Origin of the sequence: Cyanobium sp. Maggiore-St4-Cus, assembly GCF_024345615.1 — a bacterium.
GTDB classification, from domain to species: Bacteria; Cyanobacteriota; Cyanobacteriia; order PCC-6307; family Cyanobiaceae; genus Cyanobium_A; species Cyanobium_A usitatum.
In genome coordinates, this window is record NZ_JAGQBL010000003.1 from 1 (window position 1) to 15056 (window position 15056).

The 15056-nt window shown below is 62.7% G+C and carries 14 protein-coding genes and 1 pseudogene; 9 read left to right on the forward strand and 6 right to left on the reverse strand.

Annotated elements, in window-relative coordinates:
• Both KBY99_RS03075 and KBY99_RS03080 read right to left on the reverse strand, forming a co-directional pair.
• Nucleotides 1-282, reverse strand: a 282-nt coding sequence (locus KBY99_RS03075) for a photosystem II protein Psb27 (protein WP_254997297.1), incomplete at its 3' end; no start/stop codon positions are given.
• A 47-nt stretch (nucleotides 283-329) separates the two neighbouring features.
• Nucleotides 330-2156, reverse strand: a complete 1827-nt coding sequence (locus tag KBY99_RS03080) for a proline--tRNA ligase (RefSeq protein ID WP_254997299.1) — start codon at nucleotides 2154-2156, stop codon at nucleotides 330-332.
• Nucleotides 2157-2296: 140 nt separating this feature from the next.
• On the opposite strand from KBY99_RS03080, the gene KBY99_RS03085 reads away from it, so the two are divergent.
• Entirely contained in the window at nucleotides 2297-2785 is a 489-nt protein-coding gene (locus tag KBY99_RS03085) for a hypothetical protein (protein ID WP_241518203.1), read from the forward strand.
• Nucleotides 2786-3184: 399 nt separating this feature from the next.
• On the opposite strand, the gene KBY99_RS03090 is transcribed toward KBY99_RS03085, so the two are convergent.
• Nucleotides 3185-3883 carry a class I SAM-dependent methyltransferase gene (locus KBY99_RS03090; protein WP_254997301.1) on the reverse strand — a complete coding sequence of 233 codons (699 nt, stop codon included), beginning with the start codon at nucleotides 3881-3883 and terminating at the stop codon, nucleotides 3185-3187.
• A gap of 82 nt (nucleotides 3884-3965) precedes the next feature.
• On the opposite strand from KBY99_RS03090, the gene KBY99_RS03095 reads away from it, so the two are divergent.
• Nucleotides 3966-4328 (forward strand): 2Fe-2S iron-sulfur cluster-binding protein, encoded by a 363-nt coding sequence (locus KBY99_RS03095; RefSeq protein ID WP_106502554.1) that lies wholly within the window; start codon nucleotides 3966-3968, stop codon nucleotides 4326-4328.
• A gap of 29 nt (nucleotides 4329-4357) precedes the next feature.
• Complete coding sequence (locus KBY99_RS03100; protein WP_254997302.1) at nucleotides 4358-4702, forward strand: Spx/MgsR family RNA polymerase-binding regulatory protein; 345 nt, start codon at nucleotides 4358-4360, stop codon at nucleotides 4700-4702.
• Here the strand turns inward: KBY99_RS03100 and KBY99_RS03105 are convergent.
• Complete coding sequence (locus tag KBY99_RS03105) at nucleotides 4668-6209, reverse strand: hypothetical protein (RefSeq protein ID WP_254997304.1); 1542 nt, start codon at nucleotides 6207-6209, stop codon at nucleotides 4668-4670. The two genes, KBY99_RS03100 and KBY99_RS03105, sit on opposite strands and share 35 nt — an antisense overlap.
• 77 nt (nucleotides 6210-6286) lie before the next feature.
• On the opposite strand from KBY99_RS03105, the gene lepB reads away from it, so the two are divergent.
• Nucleotides 6287-7054, forward strand: a complete 768-nt coding sequence (gene lepB / locus KBY99_RS03110; protein ID WP_409996523.1) for a signal peptidase I — start codon at nucleotides 6287-6289, stop codon at nucleotides 7052-7054.
• On the opposite strand, the gene KBY99_RS03115 is transcribed toward lepB, so the two are convergent.
• A complete protein-coding gene (locus KBY99_RS03115) occupies nucleotides 7017-8294 on the reverse strand; it encodes a dihydroorotase (protein ID WP_254997306.1) in 1278 nt (425 codons plus the stop codon). The two genes, lepB and KBY99_RS03115, sit on opposite strands and share 38 nt — an antisense overlap.
• 6 nt (nucleotides 8295-8300) lie before the next feature.
• Nucleotides 8301-9635, reverse strand: coding sequence for a histidine phosphatase family protein (locus tag KBY99_RS03120; RefSeq protein ID WP_254997308.1), 1335 nt, complete (start codon nucleotides 9633-9635; stop codon nucleotides 8301-8303).
• A gap of 83 nt (nucleotides 9636-9718) precedes the next feature.
• On the opposite strand from KBY99_RS03120, the gene KBY99_RS03125 reads away from it, so the two are divergent.
• The 5 genes and pseudogenes from KBY99_RS03125 to KBY99_RS03145 all read left to right on the forward strand — a co-directional run bounded on the left by KBY99_RS03125 (nucleotide 9719) and on the right by KBY99_RS03145 (nucleotide 15049).
• Nucleotides 9719-11134: a CPBP family intramembrane glutamic endopeptidase gene (locus tag KBY99_RS03125; protein WP_254997310.1), complete on the forward strand. Its 1416-nt coding sequence runs from the start codon at nucleotides 9719-9721 to the stop codon at nucleotides 11132-11134.
• Nucleotides 11135-11200: 66 nt separating this feature from the next.
• Entirely contained in the window at nucleotides 11201-11674 is a 474-nt protein-coding gene (locus KBY99_RS03130; protein WP_254997311.1) for a hypothetical protein, read from the forward strand.
• Between the two features lie 13 nt (nucleotides 11675-11687).
• Entirely contained in the window at nucleotides 11688-13505 is a 1818-nt protein-coding gene (locus tag KBY99_RS03135; RefSeq protein WP_254997314.1) for a peptidoglycan D,D-transpeptidase FtsI family protein, read from the forward strand.
• A 116-nt stretch (nucleotides 13506-13621) separates the two neighbouring features.
• Nucleotides 13622-14608, forward strand: a pseudogene (locus KBY99_RS03140) (transaldolase); the annotation flags it as partial.
• 63 nt (nucleotides 14609-14671) lie between these two features.
• Nucleotides 14672-15049: a Crp/Fnr family transcriptional regulator gene (locus KBY99_RS03145; protein WP_254941153.1), complete on the forward strand. Its 378-nt coding sequence runs from the start codon at nucleotides 14672-14674 to the stop codon at nucleotides 15047-15049.
• The last annotated feature ends 7 nt before the right edge of the window (nucleotides 15050-15056 follow it).

Below are 15056 nucleotides of genomic sequence, written 5' to 3' on the forward strand. Positions count from 1 at the left end.
GTTCACCGAGCTGCGGGGGCGGTAGCGGGCCACGTAGCCATTGCTCAGGCTGCGAGCTTCGATCTCGGCCTCAGCGCGAGCAGGATCGTCAGCCCCTAAGGCGATGGTGCTCAGCAGGCTGTCGGCCACCGCCACCGTGTCCTCGATGTAGTTACCAGAAAGACCAGTATTTGCAGAGCTACAGGCTGTTAGAGCAAGGCTGAGGCAGAGCACCAGGGCTACGGCCAAGCGTGAAAAAAGCTGCTTCAGCCGCTGGCGGAAGGAGGGAAGCACAGCGGCCATGGGAGAAACGCGAATCCCCCCATCCTAGAAGCCGCCTCAGGGGGCCTTTACGCAGGCAGGCCCATGCGCTGGCTTGCCAAGCAGGGCACCAGGGTCTCAAGCAGCTCAATGGCCGGCAGATCGCGCTTGCTGCAGCTGGAGCGCTCCACCAACTCCACCAGACCATCAGCCGCTCCGCGACCCACCACTACCCGCCAGGGAATACCAATCAGATCGGCATCCTTAAACTTCACCCCAGCCCGCTCGCTGCGGTCATCCAGCAATACATCTACACCTGCTTCCTGGAGACGCAGATAGAGCTGCTCAGCCAAGCCGCTCTGCTCGGCTTCGGCCCAATTGGCCGCCACCACGATCACTTCGAAGGGCGCAATCGATACGGGCCAGCAGATGCCATTGCCATCGTGATGTTGCTCAACAGCCGCCTGGGCCAACCGGGAGACACCGATGCCGTAACAGCCCATCCACAGGGCTTCTTCCGAGCCAGCCTCATTGGTGAAACGGGCCTCAAGGGCCTCTGAATACTTGCGGCCCAGCTGGAAAATGTGTCCCACCTCAATGCCCCGACTGGCCTGGAGCTGCTGGGAGGGGTCGTGTTGGCAGCGATCACCTGGTTGGGCGGCCCGCAGATCAAGGCTCTCAGGGCAGGGGCAGAGGGAGCCCCAAGCCGCGCCTAATAGGTGGATATCGGTGCTGTTGGCACCACACACAAAGGAACTGAGCTCAGCCGCTGTTCTGTCAGCTAGTCGCAAGAAGTGCTTGGTCCAGTGACCGGAATTGCTCAGCAGCCCATCGGCTAAGTGGGGACCCATAAAGCCAAAGGGCAAGGGCAGCAGCCCTTCGCTGGCCGCGGCCTCCTTAGTAATTGGGGAAATGTCCAATAGCGCTCCATGCTCCGCTGAGCAGCGGGCCGTGACTGCATTGGCCAGCTTGACTTCGTTGAGTTGTTGATCGCCCCGCATGCTCACCAGCAGGGGCTGGGCGCTTTCATCTTCAAAACGGGCTAGCAACATCAACACCTTCACGGTCTGACAGGGCTCAATGCCATGGCCGGCGCAGAGATCTTCGATGCTGCTTTGTCCAGGGGTGGCAAATGGTTCACCCTCACCTCCAGCCCGCGGTCCACCCGGTAGGGAAATTGGGTCAGCGGCTAACGAAACAGCCCGCTCCTGGTTGGCGGCGTAGGCCCCATCGGAACTAGCCAGAATCAAATCCTCACCGGCCTCAGCCGTAACCATGAATTCCTGGCTGGCCGAGCCACCAATCGCCCCGCTGTCTGCCTCCACCGCGACAGCTCGCAAACCACAACGGGCAAAGATGCGTCTGTAGGCGCCATCCATAGCGGCGTAGGTTTGCCGCAAGGACTCCTCATTGGCATGGAAGGAGTAAGCATCTTTCATGATGAATTCGCGACCGCGCATTAAGCCGAAGCGGGGACGAATTTCATCGCGAAATTTGCTCTGTATCTGATATAAATTGACGGGCAACTGCCTATAAGAACGCAACAGATCGGTGGCCAGATATGTGATCACCTCCTCATGGGTAGGCCCCAGCCCCAACTCACGCCCCTGGCGATCCTCCAGGTGGAACATGATTCCCTCCCCTGCGGTGTAGCCGGCCCAACGGCCGCTGCGCTGCCACAACTCCGCCGGCTGAAGTTGGGGCAACAGGGTTTCGAGGGCTCCGGTGCCGTCCATCTCCTCACGCACCACCCGGGAAACCTTCTGGAGCACCCGCCACATCAAGGGGAGATAGGCGTAGATGCCCGAGGCAACCCGGCGGATGTAGCCGGCGCGAAGCAGCAGCTTGTGAGAGGGAATCTCAGCCTCCGACGGATCGTCGCGGAGCGTCACCAGCATCAGGCGGGAGACGCGCATGGCAGGAGCTTTCGATGAGGGCGGAACCTATCACCGACACCCAGCCAGGGGAGCCGGTATGGGGGTGACCACCGCTGCTGATTACCTGCAAAACCCCTGCTATGGTCTCGATCTGATCCCGTTAGTCCAAAAGCCGTCTCATGCCACCCCAGCCCAGTTCTGCAAATGGATTGGGGGCAATCGGGCTACCTGCTGGACTTGTTGTCCAGGCCGAACCCGCAGATGCTGGATCCGCCGAGATCGCTGAAGGCCTAATCGGTATTGATGAGGTCCAAAGGGCTCTCAACCGTTCTCGGGCGTCTGTATACCGCTATACAAATACTGATCCCCGCAACCTCAATCCGCCTTTCAACCCGCGCAAGTTGAATCCGGAATACCGCAGCGATCAAAAGGATCCGCTGATGTTCCATCCCAACGAGGTAGCCCGTTTTGCCCGCGACGTGCTGCGGATCAAGGAAGTAACGGTTGAGGTACTCAACTCACCCTCCACTGCCACCCAACAATTGTTGGGTTCGATCCTCGAAGAGTTGCGATCCATCCGATTGCGCCTAGACCATCTCGATGGTCGCCCTACAGACCTGAGTGCCCGCCGTGATCAACACGATCAAGGCTCCCGCCCTGCCGCCTAAAACATTGGCCTTACTAGTTGACCGGTCTTGCAAGTTGCACGGTTCAGTCTTGCTAGTTGCACAAGTCAATAGTTGTTCAATCCCCAATTTCTGAGCCACAGTGCCAGAATTGAAGAAGTCCCTTTGATTTTCTGAGTGGAATCGGTGCCTTATGCGCCCTTTCCCATTGCTATGGATTCTGTTCCCCGAGATTCCCAACCCTCTTCCATCCCCCATCTAGCCGAAGCGACCGCGCCAGAGCGCGATCTTGATGAGCAGGGTGAAGATCCATTCAGTACGGGCCCCCAAGCCCTTTCAGGCCTGCTGGGAAGCCTGATCGCCCTGGCCACGGCGGTGGTGCCGCTAGCCATGGTTGTAGCTGGAAGACCCTTCAGCTATTCGGCCCCGAGCTTCGAGAGCTCAGGGGCGGCGCTGCAGCAGAAAGCCCTCATAGCCGAGAGCCTGAAAAATCCTGGCCGGATCTCCAAAGCCAGCCGCGTTGACGAGAGCCGTTAGCCGCGCTTCGCCAATCGGGTGGAGGCCTTGGGTAAGAGGAGCGAGATCGTCAGGATCAGCGTTGAGGCCACTAGCCCGTTGGAAACCCATCCAGGCTGCCTCCACCTGGCTTTGCAGGGTTGATCGCTCCGGCGCCATCAAATCAATCAGCACGAGTTGGCCACCAGGCTCAAGGCTGCGGGCAAGGGCCGTAAGGAATGCAAGCTTGCTGCCATCGTCTGGCAAGGACTGCAACACCAGCACGGAAAGGGCGCCAGCAAAACATCCGTCGGCGTTGAGGTCCTCGACCGTGGTTTGACGCCAGCTGATCGACTCGACACCCAGTCGCTGTTGGGAAGCGTCGAGCATCTCAGCGGATGGATCGATTGCGGTGAGCTGCCAGTCCGGGCGCTGAGCCCTTGCCTCCACCAGCTCTGCTCCGGTGCCGCAGCCCGCCACCAACACAGCTGCGCCAGAGCTGCTGGCCCGAGGCGAGGCAGCCAGCAAAGCAACCGCCAAGCGAGCCAGGCTGGCGTATCCCGGAATCAGCTGCTGGACTATCAGGTCATAACCAAGAGGCAGGTCATAACCAAGAGGCAGGTCATAACCGAGGGGCGTTGACACAGCTCGCTCGCGAAGGTTCCGATGCTAGGCATTGGGACGGGCGTGACCTAAGTTGGGCGGCGCCCATTCCCCCAGCCCGACCGTGCCCACCATCCGTTTTGAACAGGAAGGCCAGACGGTCGGTTGCATCGAAGGTGCCAATCTCCGCAAGGCCGCCCTGGATGCGGGTATCAACCCTTACAAAGGTCTCAACAACGTCAACAACTGCGGTGGCATAGGCCAGTGCGGCACCTGCGTTATGGAGGTGATCGAGGGCATGCAAAACCTTTCCCCCCGCAGCGATGTCGAGGAGGTTTACCTCTCTGATCGCCCAGCCAATTTCCGCCTCAGCTGCCGCACCAGCGTCAACGGCGATGTCACCGTGCGCACCAAACCGACCAACGCCGTTGGCCAGGGTTCAAACAGCCTGGTGGGCGCCCTCAAGTCCCTAATCGGCATCAAATAAGCGGCCGGTACCCCAATCCGTAGCTCCGGATGAAGCTCTACAGCTATCCCCGCTGCAGTACCTGCCTCAAGGCAATCGCCTGGCTGACAGCCCGTCACCTAGCTGCCGAAACGCTGGACATCACCGAGCAGCCGCCCAGCCTCGCCGAACTTGAGCAGGCCTTTGCCCAGCTTGGCAGGCAGCGCCTGTTCAATACCAGCGGGCAGAGCTATCGGGCCTTGGGAGCCGCCGCGGTGCAGGCCATGGACGATCAGGCCGCTCTAGCAGCGCTGGCCGCGGACGGCAAATTGATCAAGCGGCCTTTTCTGGTCGCAAACGACGGACGCATCCTCACCGGCTTCAAGGAGCCGGAGTGGCTGGATCTTCTGGGCTAGCGGGGCCAGGGGCGGTCATCAACTGGTCGAGCTCCTGGATTAGGGCTTCGATTCCGGCCCTGTTGATCTGGCTGAGATAGGTGCCCTTGGCGCCGTCTATCAAGGTGCACAGCAGCTCCTGGGAGCGCTCCAGGGCCGAGCCGCTCTCGAGTGCCGCGGCCAGCTCCTCCCAGAACCGGTCGATGAACCGCTGCAATAAATCGAGCTGCACGTCATCGCGGCGGGAAAGCTGGTTGCCAGTGCTGCGGGAAAGCTCAAGGAGGCTGTCGACCATGCCGCTCGCTAGTTGGCGACTGATGCCGGTCTCGACCTGGAGCAGCGGCTGCAACTGGCGCAGCGGTGCTGGCACCACGGTGCGCTCCAGACTTTGACGCAGGCTGTATCCCAGCAAACCTTGCAGCTCCGGCGCGAGCTTCGGTGCCACCCGGCTCAGCAGCAGCGGCGCCCAGATCCTCACCAGCTCCACCAGCGCCCGCTCGTCGCTGCTGCTGGCCACGCTCTGATGGCTGCGCAGGGCTCGCAGCCGCTGGGGCCAGCGCCGCGAGCGAATCAAGCCCTGGGTGCCATCGAGGATCTGCAGCGACAGCACTTCAAACAGCTCCACCGCCAGCAGTGCTACTACCCCCCGGCTCACCACGGCCCGCAGCGGCTCAAAATTGACCAAGCCGGAGGTCTGCAGGCGCTCAAGCACCGGTACCAGCCGCAGCCAGCGCCAGAAGGGCAGCAGCAGGGGCAGGTCGCTCCAACGGCGCAACAGGGCATCACCCCAGCTGAGGCCAGGCAGCCGGCGCCGCAGCCGGATCAGCCGCAACAAGATGTCTAAAACAAAGACGCTCTGAAAAAGCAGCAGGTCGATGCGCCAGAAGTGGTCTGTGGGTCTGCCGTTTTCATCGATCGATCGCCAGTAGTTGGTGGCCACCAGCGGCAGCACCTGGTCGTTCCAGAAGCGCCGCTCCTGGCTCCAGCCGCTGGTTCGGATCCGCTCTGGACTCAGCAACAGGCTGGCGGCCTGTCGAGCGGAATCCCGGTCTGCCCGCTGCCGCAAGCGATTTTTGATTTTCTCCAGGGTTCCCGAGGCCTCAGACGCCAGAAAGGGATTGCTATCGATCAGCTGGGCCGTGAGTTGGGCCTGACGATTCAGCAGGAGCACCTGGCGGGGCTGCGGTGCCTGGCCGGCCGGCAGGGTTAGCAGGGCCGCATCGAGTTGGCGAAATTGCTCCAGGTAGGCCTGGGTCTCCCGGTGGGGCTCAATCCCCTTGATCGGATCCACCAGGGGGGTGACATCCGGGATCACGGTGAGGGGCACCACTAGGGGCACCGAGGGGATCGGGTAGAGGTTGCGCTGCAGCCAGAAGGTGCGCAGCGGCACGTAGGTGATGTCGAACGCCACCCACAGCAGGTTGACGCTGGCCCACACCGCCACAAAGCGGTCCCAACCCAGCATCCAGCGGCCTACAGGCTCAGCCGCTGCCGACTTGGTGCGATCTTGCCAGCGAGGGGACGCCATGGGCTTTGGCGGGGTGGTTGTTGTGCCTAATCTGCCCTGTCTGGTTCGGTGAACCTGAACAAAGGAGATCTGCTGTCTTGAGCCCTTCCAACAGTCCAGAGAGTGGTCAGGTTGTCAATGAGGAGGGCGGCAGTCCCAGCCCCTCCCTGATCCAGCCCGAACAGGCACCCCAAGAGAGCCCCTGGGCCTTCTGGCGCAGCGTCTTGATCACCTTGGCTGTGGCTCTAGGTATTCGCCAGTTTCTGGTGGAAGCCCGCTACATCCCCTCGGGTTCGATGCTGCCAGGGCTGCAGCTTCAGGACCGCCTATTGGTGGAAAAGCTGAGCTATCGCCAGCGCTCGCCGCGGCGCGGCGAGATTGTGGTATTCCATTCTCCCCACCGCTTTGACCCGGTGCTGGCAGCTGGATCAAGCTCCAATCCCCTGCGTTGCCTGCTGGTGAATCTGCCGCTCCTGGGCAGCTTGCCAGGGGTTGCCAACCCTGCCTGCGATGCCTACATCAAGAGGGTTGTAGCCCTGCCCGGTGAGAGGGTTGTGGTGGATCCAAGGGGACACGTATTCATCGATGGCCAGCGGCTGGCCGAGCCCTACGTCCAAGGCGATTGCCCCGTAGATAGCCAGGGCATGGGTCCATGCCGAACCTTGAATGCCGTCGTTCCAGCTGGCCACGTGCTCACCCTGGGCGACAACCGGGCCAATAGCTGGGATGGCCGCTTCTGGCCTGGGGGAGCGTTCCTGCCCGAAAGCGAAATCATCGGTCGGGCCTTCTGGCGCTTTTACCCCTTCAACCAAACCGGTGCCCTTGGAGTTACAAGCTCCAGTGATCTGCCGGCTGCAGCCCGGTAGCCCGCACGGCACCGCATACCGACTGGCCCAAGCGAGGCTGGTTGGCTGCCATCGACAAGGACTCACCCCGCTCCCAGCTCCAGGGGTGCTGGGGGTCAAACAGGAGCCAGCGGCGAGTTCCCTGGCTTAATTGCTCGGGGGGCAGCCCCAGCAACTCGGAGCCTCCCCAGCTCAGGGCCTGCCAGAGCAGCTCCACGCTCCAGCCGCGGCGCCGCACCAGCTCTTGCCACAACAGCGGCAGCACAAGCCCATGGCGGGCGCCATGGCCGGCCACTCCGGCCCGCCGCTGATCCAGGGGGAGCAGTTGTTCTTCCGCATCAAGCGGCAGATGGTGCACGGCCACGGCGGTAAGTAGCCGCTGCTCTAGGCCAGCGAGCAAGCCCAGTCGATCAGCGGGAGTTCCCAAGCTGGGCCGCAGCCGCCAGCCCTCCTCGGTGGGGTGGAGATTGCCGCTATCAGCAAGCAGGTGCCACCAGCTGACGCTGGCCAGGGGCCGAGTGGGGGCCTGGGCCAATAGATCCACCCCAGCGGCTGTGGATAGGTTCATCAGCCGCATAGCCACAGTCGAACGAGCCTGAGCAAGGCTGAGCAGGCTCTGCAGCGGCAGGGTTTCGCTGAGCTCCGGATCATGGGGCCAGCCCGCCCTCAGAGCATCAACCCCCTCGCGCACGAAGCCACCGCAGCTAAGGCCGGCATCACGCGGGGCCACCAGCACGGGCCGGCTGCCCATCTCCCCCAGCAGCAGGCCCCGCTCCAGCAAAGCCAACGGTGGCTGCTGTTCAGCGCAGGCCAAACCAATGGCACCGGCAGCGATTTGATCGGCATGGGGGGCCAGCTCCTGATCGGCACCATCCAGGCTGAAACTGCCCCAAAGCAGTAATTGCATCGGCTCGGCCCACTCCAAACCAAGCCGCTCCGGTCGATCACGCCAGGGAGTAGCCCAGGGCAGCAGGGCCACGGTGCCGTAGCCGCCAGCAGCAGCGGCGGCCGCCAAGCTGGCCAGATCTTCCGCTCGCCCGCCGCAAGGTTGCTCCAGCACGCTGTGGGGGTCAACCAGCACTGGGGCCAGTAGCCAGGTATGGGCGTCGGTGGGGCTAAGGCCAAGGGCCTGGGCCCGCTGGCTAGCGCCTTCGCCCCAGAGGAGCAGCTCGCCACCCCTATCGATCAGGGCATCTGCTCTAGTGATCGGCTGACCAGGACCGGTGAGCAGCTGAACCTGGTGAAGCCAGAGGGGGAGCATCAAAACTCAGAGGGCACCGGCGGCGGTGCGATCCAACACGCCCCCAAGATGGGTGGTGAGGTTCATGGCGGCCACCACAGGACGGCCAGCTGGACCCTCGGGGTAATCGATCACCGTGACACCGCCATTGCCCTGCTTGATGGCCCAGATGTCAGCGGGTTGCAGGCCCAGCAGCCCGCACAGGATGGTCTTGTTGACCGCGTCGTGGGCTACCACCAGGGCCGTTTCATCGGCTCGGAGGCTGGCAGCGATGCGAGCCCAGGTCGTTAAGGAGCGGTCCCATACCTCCTGGAGAGTCTCCCCCTCAGGCATCTGCACGGTGTGGGGTGCCCGCTTCCAATCGGCCAGCAGCTCGGGCCAACCGGCGGCAATCTCCTGCTCCAAGCGGCCCTCCCAGAGGCCGTGGCCGATCTCCACCAGGCCAGTGCTGCTGGTGAGGGGCACACCAGGATGGCTAGAGAGGATTGCCTCGGCCGTCTGGCGCGGCCTGGCCATGCAGCTGGTGTAAGCGCGATCGATGCTCACCGGTGCGAGAAAGCTGCCAGCGGCCTCGGCCTGGGAGCGTCCGTTGGCATTGAGGGGAATGTCGATCTGGCCCTGAAAGCGACCCTCTCGGTTCCAGTCGGTTTCGCCGTGACGCACCAACAGCAGTCGGGCGCCTGAAGCTTTAGGGGGCAGGGGCTCCCCAAGGTGGGCCACCCCATTGAGCGACTCCACCTGGACGCCGCCCTTGCTGACATTGAGCACAGAGATGGAACAGTTATCGACCCGCAGCCGGCGGAAGCCGCTGAGGGGCAGCTCCAGCAGGGCTAGTAATAGGCAACGCAAGATGGCGTTATGGGCCACCACGAGCACGGTCTGGGGAGGGGCCTGATCGTCAGCTAGCGCGGCGGCATGACGATCAAACAGAAAATGGCGGAACTGCTGGGCCTGGGCCATCAGCTCCTGCAAAGGCAGGTAAGAGCTGCCATCAGGGCGCTGCAGCTCAAGCAACTCAGGGGCCTGGCGCCATTGCTGCTCCTGCTCGGGGTAGCGCTCCCGCAACTCCTCTCGCAGCAGACCGCTCCAGGGGGCCAGATCAATTTCCAGCAGCCCTTCCGCCTGTTCGGCAACCAGGTCCTGGCCCTGCTCGGCTAGGAGCAGACGGGCGGTTTCAGCGGCCCGCCGCAAAGGGGAGCAGTAGGCAGCGGCGCAGGTCAAATCACGCAGGGCCGCTCCTGTGGCACAGGCCTGGCTCTGGCCAGTTGCCGTCAGGCTCGACAGGTCGTCGCGGCCCTGGATCCGATGCTCCACATTGAAGCTGCTCAGCCCATGGCGCACCAGCACAATCCGAAGGGGCACGGGCTCGTCGCTGCTTAGATCCCATCGTATGGGAGTGGTGCGGGCCAGAATCCCGACACCGGTGCGCCCTGGAGGCCCTGCGTTTGAACGCCAGTCCCCCCCCGCAACCCCGCCAGAACGCTGGATGGACCACTGGACTTGCCCTGCTGAGCCTGGTGCTCAGTGGCCTGCTTTGGATCACTGGCCTGGTGGACAGCCTGCAACGCCCATCTGTGGGCAATTCCCTGGAGCTGCGCCAACTGGAGCTGACCGCCTTGGCAGCACCAGCACTGCCGGCTGGCCTGCGCCAAGCCCTCACCGGCGCCAACCCCCTCGAGGCCCTGCGCCTTGATCTGCAGAAACAGTTGGATGGCAATCCCGTGCCGCCAGCACCGCAGCAAGAGCTGCAACTGGCCCTACTGGAGCTTCAGGCCGGCCAGGGAAGTGCGGCACGCCAGCGGTTACAAGAGCTAAACCACCAGGTGCCACCTGAGCAGCGCCTGCTGCTCAAGGCCTTGGTCGAACCACCATCCAGAGCCGCCAGCCGCGACCCAGAGCAAGCGGCACAGGACCAACTACTTAAGGGCTGGGGCCTGTCTCCCCTAAGCAGCCAACTGGTGTGCCAAGCCCTAAGCGATCCCCAAGTTGCTTGTGGAGATCGCGCCGCCCAGCAGGTAGCAGTGCTGCGCCTACTCGGAACCGCCGTACTTCCGGTGCTGCTGCTACTGCTGGGCTCAGCCCTGCTGCTGCGCGAGCTGTGGCTGCGCTGGCGCGGCAAGGCAGCCCCGCTCGCCCCCCTGGTAGGGCCACCACTCACCCTGGCGGAGGTGACCCTGCTGATCGCTGGCGGGTTCGTGGTGCTGGGCGAGCTGGTGATGCCCCTTGTGCTGGCGCCGCTGCTGCAGGGGCTGCTCAAACCGTTGTCCAGCCAGCCTGCCCTGCAACAGGGATTGCTGGTGTTGGGCCTCTACAGCGGCTTGATGGCAGCGCCACTTGTTTTGTTGTGGAGCCAGCTGCGACCCCACGGACCCGGGCCCCAGGGGGGCTGGTTGCAGTGGCACTGGCGGCCGCTGGCCAGTGCGCTGAGCCGAGCTTTGCTGCAGGTGTTGCTGGTGTTGCCGCTGGTAGCCCTGGTGGGATGGCTGTTGGAGCGTTTGGTTGGCGATCCCGGTGGCAGCAATCCCCTGCTTGAGCTCGTACTCAACAGCGCCAATCCCCTTGCACTGCTCTGTTTCGCCATCACTGCCCTGGTGCTGGCACCCCTATTTGAAGAAACCCTTTTCCGGGGGGTGCTGCTGCCTGTGCTGGCCCAGCGCTGGGGGGGGCCTGCTGCGGTGGTGGTGAGCGCCCTGCTTTTTGGTATCGCCCACCTCAGCCTGGGAGAACTGCCACCTTTATTCGTTTTGGGGCTAGGGCTGGGCTGGCTCCGGCTCCAGAGCGGACGGCTCGGGCCCAGTGTGCTGATGCACAGCCTCTGGAATGGCCTCACCTTTGCCAATTTGTTGTTACTTGCTGGCTAAGCGTCTGCCAGCTATTGCTGCCTGGCGCCAAGGATGGTTCAATCGCGCAGTGCTTTGCCCCTTCCCTTGGTTGCCTCCCTTTCGCCCCGGCAGGCTCCAGAGCGCAGCGTGACTGCAGGGGCTAATCCAAGTAGCAAGCTGCAGAAACGCACGCTCAAGCTGATCCAGGGTTCGCTCTCCGGCCGCAAACTTGAACGCCGCGCACCTTGGATCTCCAACCTGCACCGGGCCACCGATGGCACACTTGCTGGTCTGGGAATCTGCATGCTTGCCCTCAGTGCCCTAACCCTGCACTGGCAAAACCAATGGGGTGTTAGCTATCAGCAGATGGAGTCGTCCCAGGTGCTGGAGCACAAGCTGCAGGAATCAGCTGCCCTGCTGGAACAGCACCACCTCGGCGCCGTGAAGCGACCTGGCTGGCTGGTACCCACCAGCAGCGAAAAACTCATTTACCTGCCGGCCCCGAGCGTGGCCTCAGCTGAACCCGGCTTGCCACTGCTAAGCAACTTGCCCCTGCGCCAGATCAGGACTGGCTACTGATGGCAATAATTTAATGAACAGCAGCCGTCAGCGCGGTCCGGTTCGGGCTCCTCGCAGCTCCCAGCAACGGGTGGTAGCCATCCAACCAGTGCCCGCTGGACGCCTGTTCGCTGTTTACGGCTTGCTCTGTGCCGGTTTAGTTGGCCTGGCGGGTCGGCTGGCCTGGCTCCAGGTGGTGGATGCCACCAACCTGCAGACCCGGGCCCATGCCATCCAGACCCAAACCACCAAGCCCATTGGCAAGCGGCGCACGATCGTTGATCGCAACGGCCGTCTAGTGGCTCTCGATGAGCAGCGCTTCACGCTCTGGGCCCATCCCCGTTATTTCAATTTCCCAGGCGACGACCCCCAGAAGATCCGCACGGCAGATGAGGTGGCCGGAAAATTGGCGGCCGTACTCGCCCAGCCCAAGCCAGCCCTACTGCAAACCATGGCCGGCCGGCCCAGCGGCGTGAAGCTGCGCACCGACCTCGACCCTGAAACGGCAGAACGGGTAAGGCAACTGGGCATTAGTGGTCTTGATCTGGAGGCCTATCCACACCGCATCTATCCCCAGGGCTCCCTTTTCGCCAACGTGGTGGGTTTTCTCAACCTGGAACGCGTTCCCCAGGCTGGCCTGGAGCAAAGCCGCGACAGTGATCTCAAGCGCCAGGAGACTGCCGTGCAGATGCGCCGCGGCGCTGATGGCACCCCCTTACCAGCCGGCCTAACGGCCGGCTCCCTCTACGGCGACGACCTGCGCCTACAGCTCACCCTTGACTCCCGTTTGCAACAGGTAGCCCTTCAGGCCCTGGCAAAGCAGGTGAAGAAGTGGAACGCCAAGCGCGGCGCGGCACTGGTAATGGACGTGCGCAATGGCGAAATGCTGGCCCTGGCTTCCACACCCACCTACGACCCCAATAAGTTCTGGACCTTTAATCCCGGGCTGTTCCGCGAATGGTCTGTGCAGGACCTCTACGAACCTGGCTCCACCTTCAAGCCGATCAACCTGGCGGTGGCACTGCAGGAAAAAGCCATTGATGCCAATGGTCGCGTTGCCGACACCGGCCAGCTCAGCATCGGCGGTTGGCCGATCTTCAACCACGACAAACGGGCTCACGGCTTAATCGATTTTCCCACCGTTTTGCAGGTGTCGAGCAACGTCGGCATGGTGAAGGCCATGGCCCAGGTGAAGCGAGATCGCTTCTGGCACTGGCTGCGAACGATGGGGATTGACGAAACCCCCGACACCGACCTACCAGGGGCGGTGGCAGGCGAGCTCAAGTCGCGCAAGGACTTCACCGGCCAGGCGATCGAATCTGCTGTTGCCGCCTTTGGCCAGGGGTTTTCCCTCACCCCGCTGAAGTTGCTGCAACTGCACGCCATGCTTGCCAACGGCGGCCGTCTGGTGAGTCCGCACATCACCCGCGGACTGCGCTCCGGCGATGCCCTAGCCAGCACACCCGAAGGCAGTGGTCTCCAGTTGCTTGATCCAGGCGTCACCCGCACGGTGATGGCCTGGATGGAATCGGTGGTGGACAACAGCAGCGGCCTGGGTATGAAGATTCCCGGTTACCGCATCGGCGGCAAGACCGGCACCGCCCAGAAGGCTGAACGTGGCGTCTACATCCCTGGGGCCCTGATCACCAGCTTTGTGGGCCACCTGCCCATCGACGATCCCCGCTATGTGGTGCTGGTGGTGGTGGATGAGCCCAAGGGAGGCAATACCTTCGGTTCCACGGTGGCAGCGCCAGTAGCTCGCCAGATCATCGATGCCCTGCTGGTGCTGGAGCGGATTCCCCCTTCCCACCCGAAGGAGCTGCAGAAAGCAGTCGCCAAGCCCCGCGCCTAAGCGCCTGTGGCCGTTCCCTGAAGGAAGGGCATCGCCGCTGGGATAACCCGAAAACACTGGCTAGCGTGATTGCACACCGGGTCGATGCTCCTCCATCAGCCCCCCTCTTCCAGCCAATGGCCAACCTGCTCGATCAACTCGCCGCCATGACCGTGGTGGTGGCCGACACCGGTGACATCGACGCGATCAAGCAGTTCACGCCCCGCGACGCGACCACCAACCCCTCGCTGATCCTGGCGGCAGCCCAGATCCCCACCTACCAGAATCTGATCGACCTCTCCTTGCAGGAGTCGCGCCAGGTGATGGGTGCCGATGCCGGCGCCGATGCGGTGGTTCGCGAAGCCCTCGATGAAATTTGCATCACCTTCGGAAAGGAGATCCTCAAGATCGTGCCGGGGCGTGTTTCCACTGAAGTTGACGCCCGCCTCAGTTACGACACCGAGGCAACGATCACCAAGGCCCGCAAACTAATAGGCCTCTACAACCAAGCCGGCATCAGCAACGACCGGGTACTGATCAAGGTGGCCTCCACCTGGGAAGGTATCCGCGCAGCTGAACAACTGGAACGGGAAGGTATCCACTGCAACCTCACACTCCTCTTCGGGTTTGCCCAGGCCGTCGCCTGCGCGGAGGCCGGCGTCACCCTGATCTCTCCATTCGTGGGGAGGATCCTCGATTGGTACAAAAAGAGCAGCGGCCGTGACGGCTATCCAGGTCCAGAAGATCCCGGTGTGATCTCCGTAACCCAAATCTTCAACTACTTCAAGACCTACGACTACAAAACGGAGGTGATGGGGGCCAGCTTCCGCAACATTGAAGAGATCATTGAACTGGCCGGTTGCGACCTTCTGACGATTTCGCCGGCGCTGCTTGATCAGCTGCGCCACACCGATGGCGAGCTAGAGCGCAAGCTCAACTCCTTCGACCCCGCCCCCACCGACGCCCAGATCCACCTCGACGAAGATAGTTTCCGTCAGATGCTGGCCGCCGATCCAATGGCCACCGAGAAACTCGATGAGGGCATCCGTGGTTTCTGCAAGGCCATCGAAACCCTCGAGGCCCAGCTAGCCCAGCGCCTTGCCGAACTCGAAGGCGCTGCTGCCCTTGTGGGGACTGGCTTAACCGAGGTGGGCCACACTGGCCATTAAGTACAGAATGTTGGCCTAGTGAACGCCCTCGACACCATGCGCGCCTTGGCCAGCAACGGTGAGGTTGTCAAGCTTGAGCCCGGAGAGCTGATTTTTAGCTCTGGAGATGCCGGCGACTGCATGTTTGGCTTACTTGAAGGATCGGTCCAGCTCAGCTGGAACGGCGACCAAGGCCACGAACAGATCAACGCCGGCGATGTATTCGGGGCAGGCGCACTGGTGACGAGTGATCACCGCCGCTACGGCAATGCCAAAGCCCTAACCGCCTGCAAGGTGCTGGTGATGAACAGGGAAAAGTTTTTGTTTGCCGTGCAGGAATCGCCGATGTTTGCGATTGAGCTGCTCGGATCAATCGACCAGCGGCTGCGACAACTCAAGGACTGCACCAAGATCTGACCCGACC

What these genes read in the sequence shown, in the direction of transcription:
- KBY99_RS03080 (WP_254997299.1), bottom strand. Translation starts at nt 2,156, where the DNA reads ATGCGCGTCTCCCGCCTGATGCTGGTGACGCTCCGCGACGATCCGTCG.
- KBY99_RS03085 (WP_241518203.1), top strand. Translation starts at nt 2,297, where the DNA reads ATGCCACCCCAGCCCAGTTCTGCAAATGGATTGGGGGCAATCGGGCTA.
- KBY99_RS03100 (WP_254997302.1), top strand. Translation starts at nt 4,358, where the DNA reads ATGAAGCTCTACAGCTATCCCCGCTGCAGTACCTGCCTCAAGGCAATC.
- KBY99_RS03105 (WP_254997304.1), bottom strand. Translation starts at nt 6,209, where the DNA reads ATGGCGTCCCCTCGCTGGCAAGATCGCACCAAGTCGGCAGCGGCTGAG.
- KBY99_RS03115 (WP_254997306.1), bottom strand. Translation starts at nt 8,294, where the DNA reads ATGCTCCCCCTCTGGCTTCACCAGGTTCAGCTGCTCACCGGTCCTGGT.
- KBY99_RS03135 (WP_254997314.1), top strand. Translation starts at nt 11,688, where the DNA reads ATGAACAGCAGCCGTCAGCGCGGTCCGGTTCGGGCTCCTCGCAGCTCC.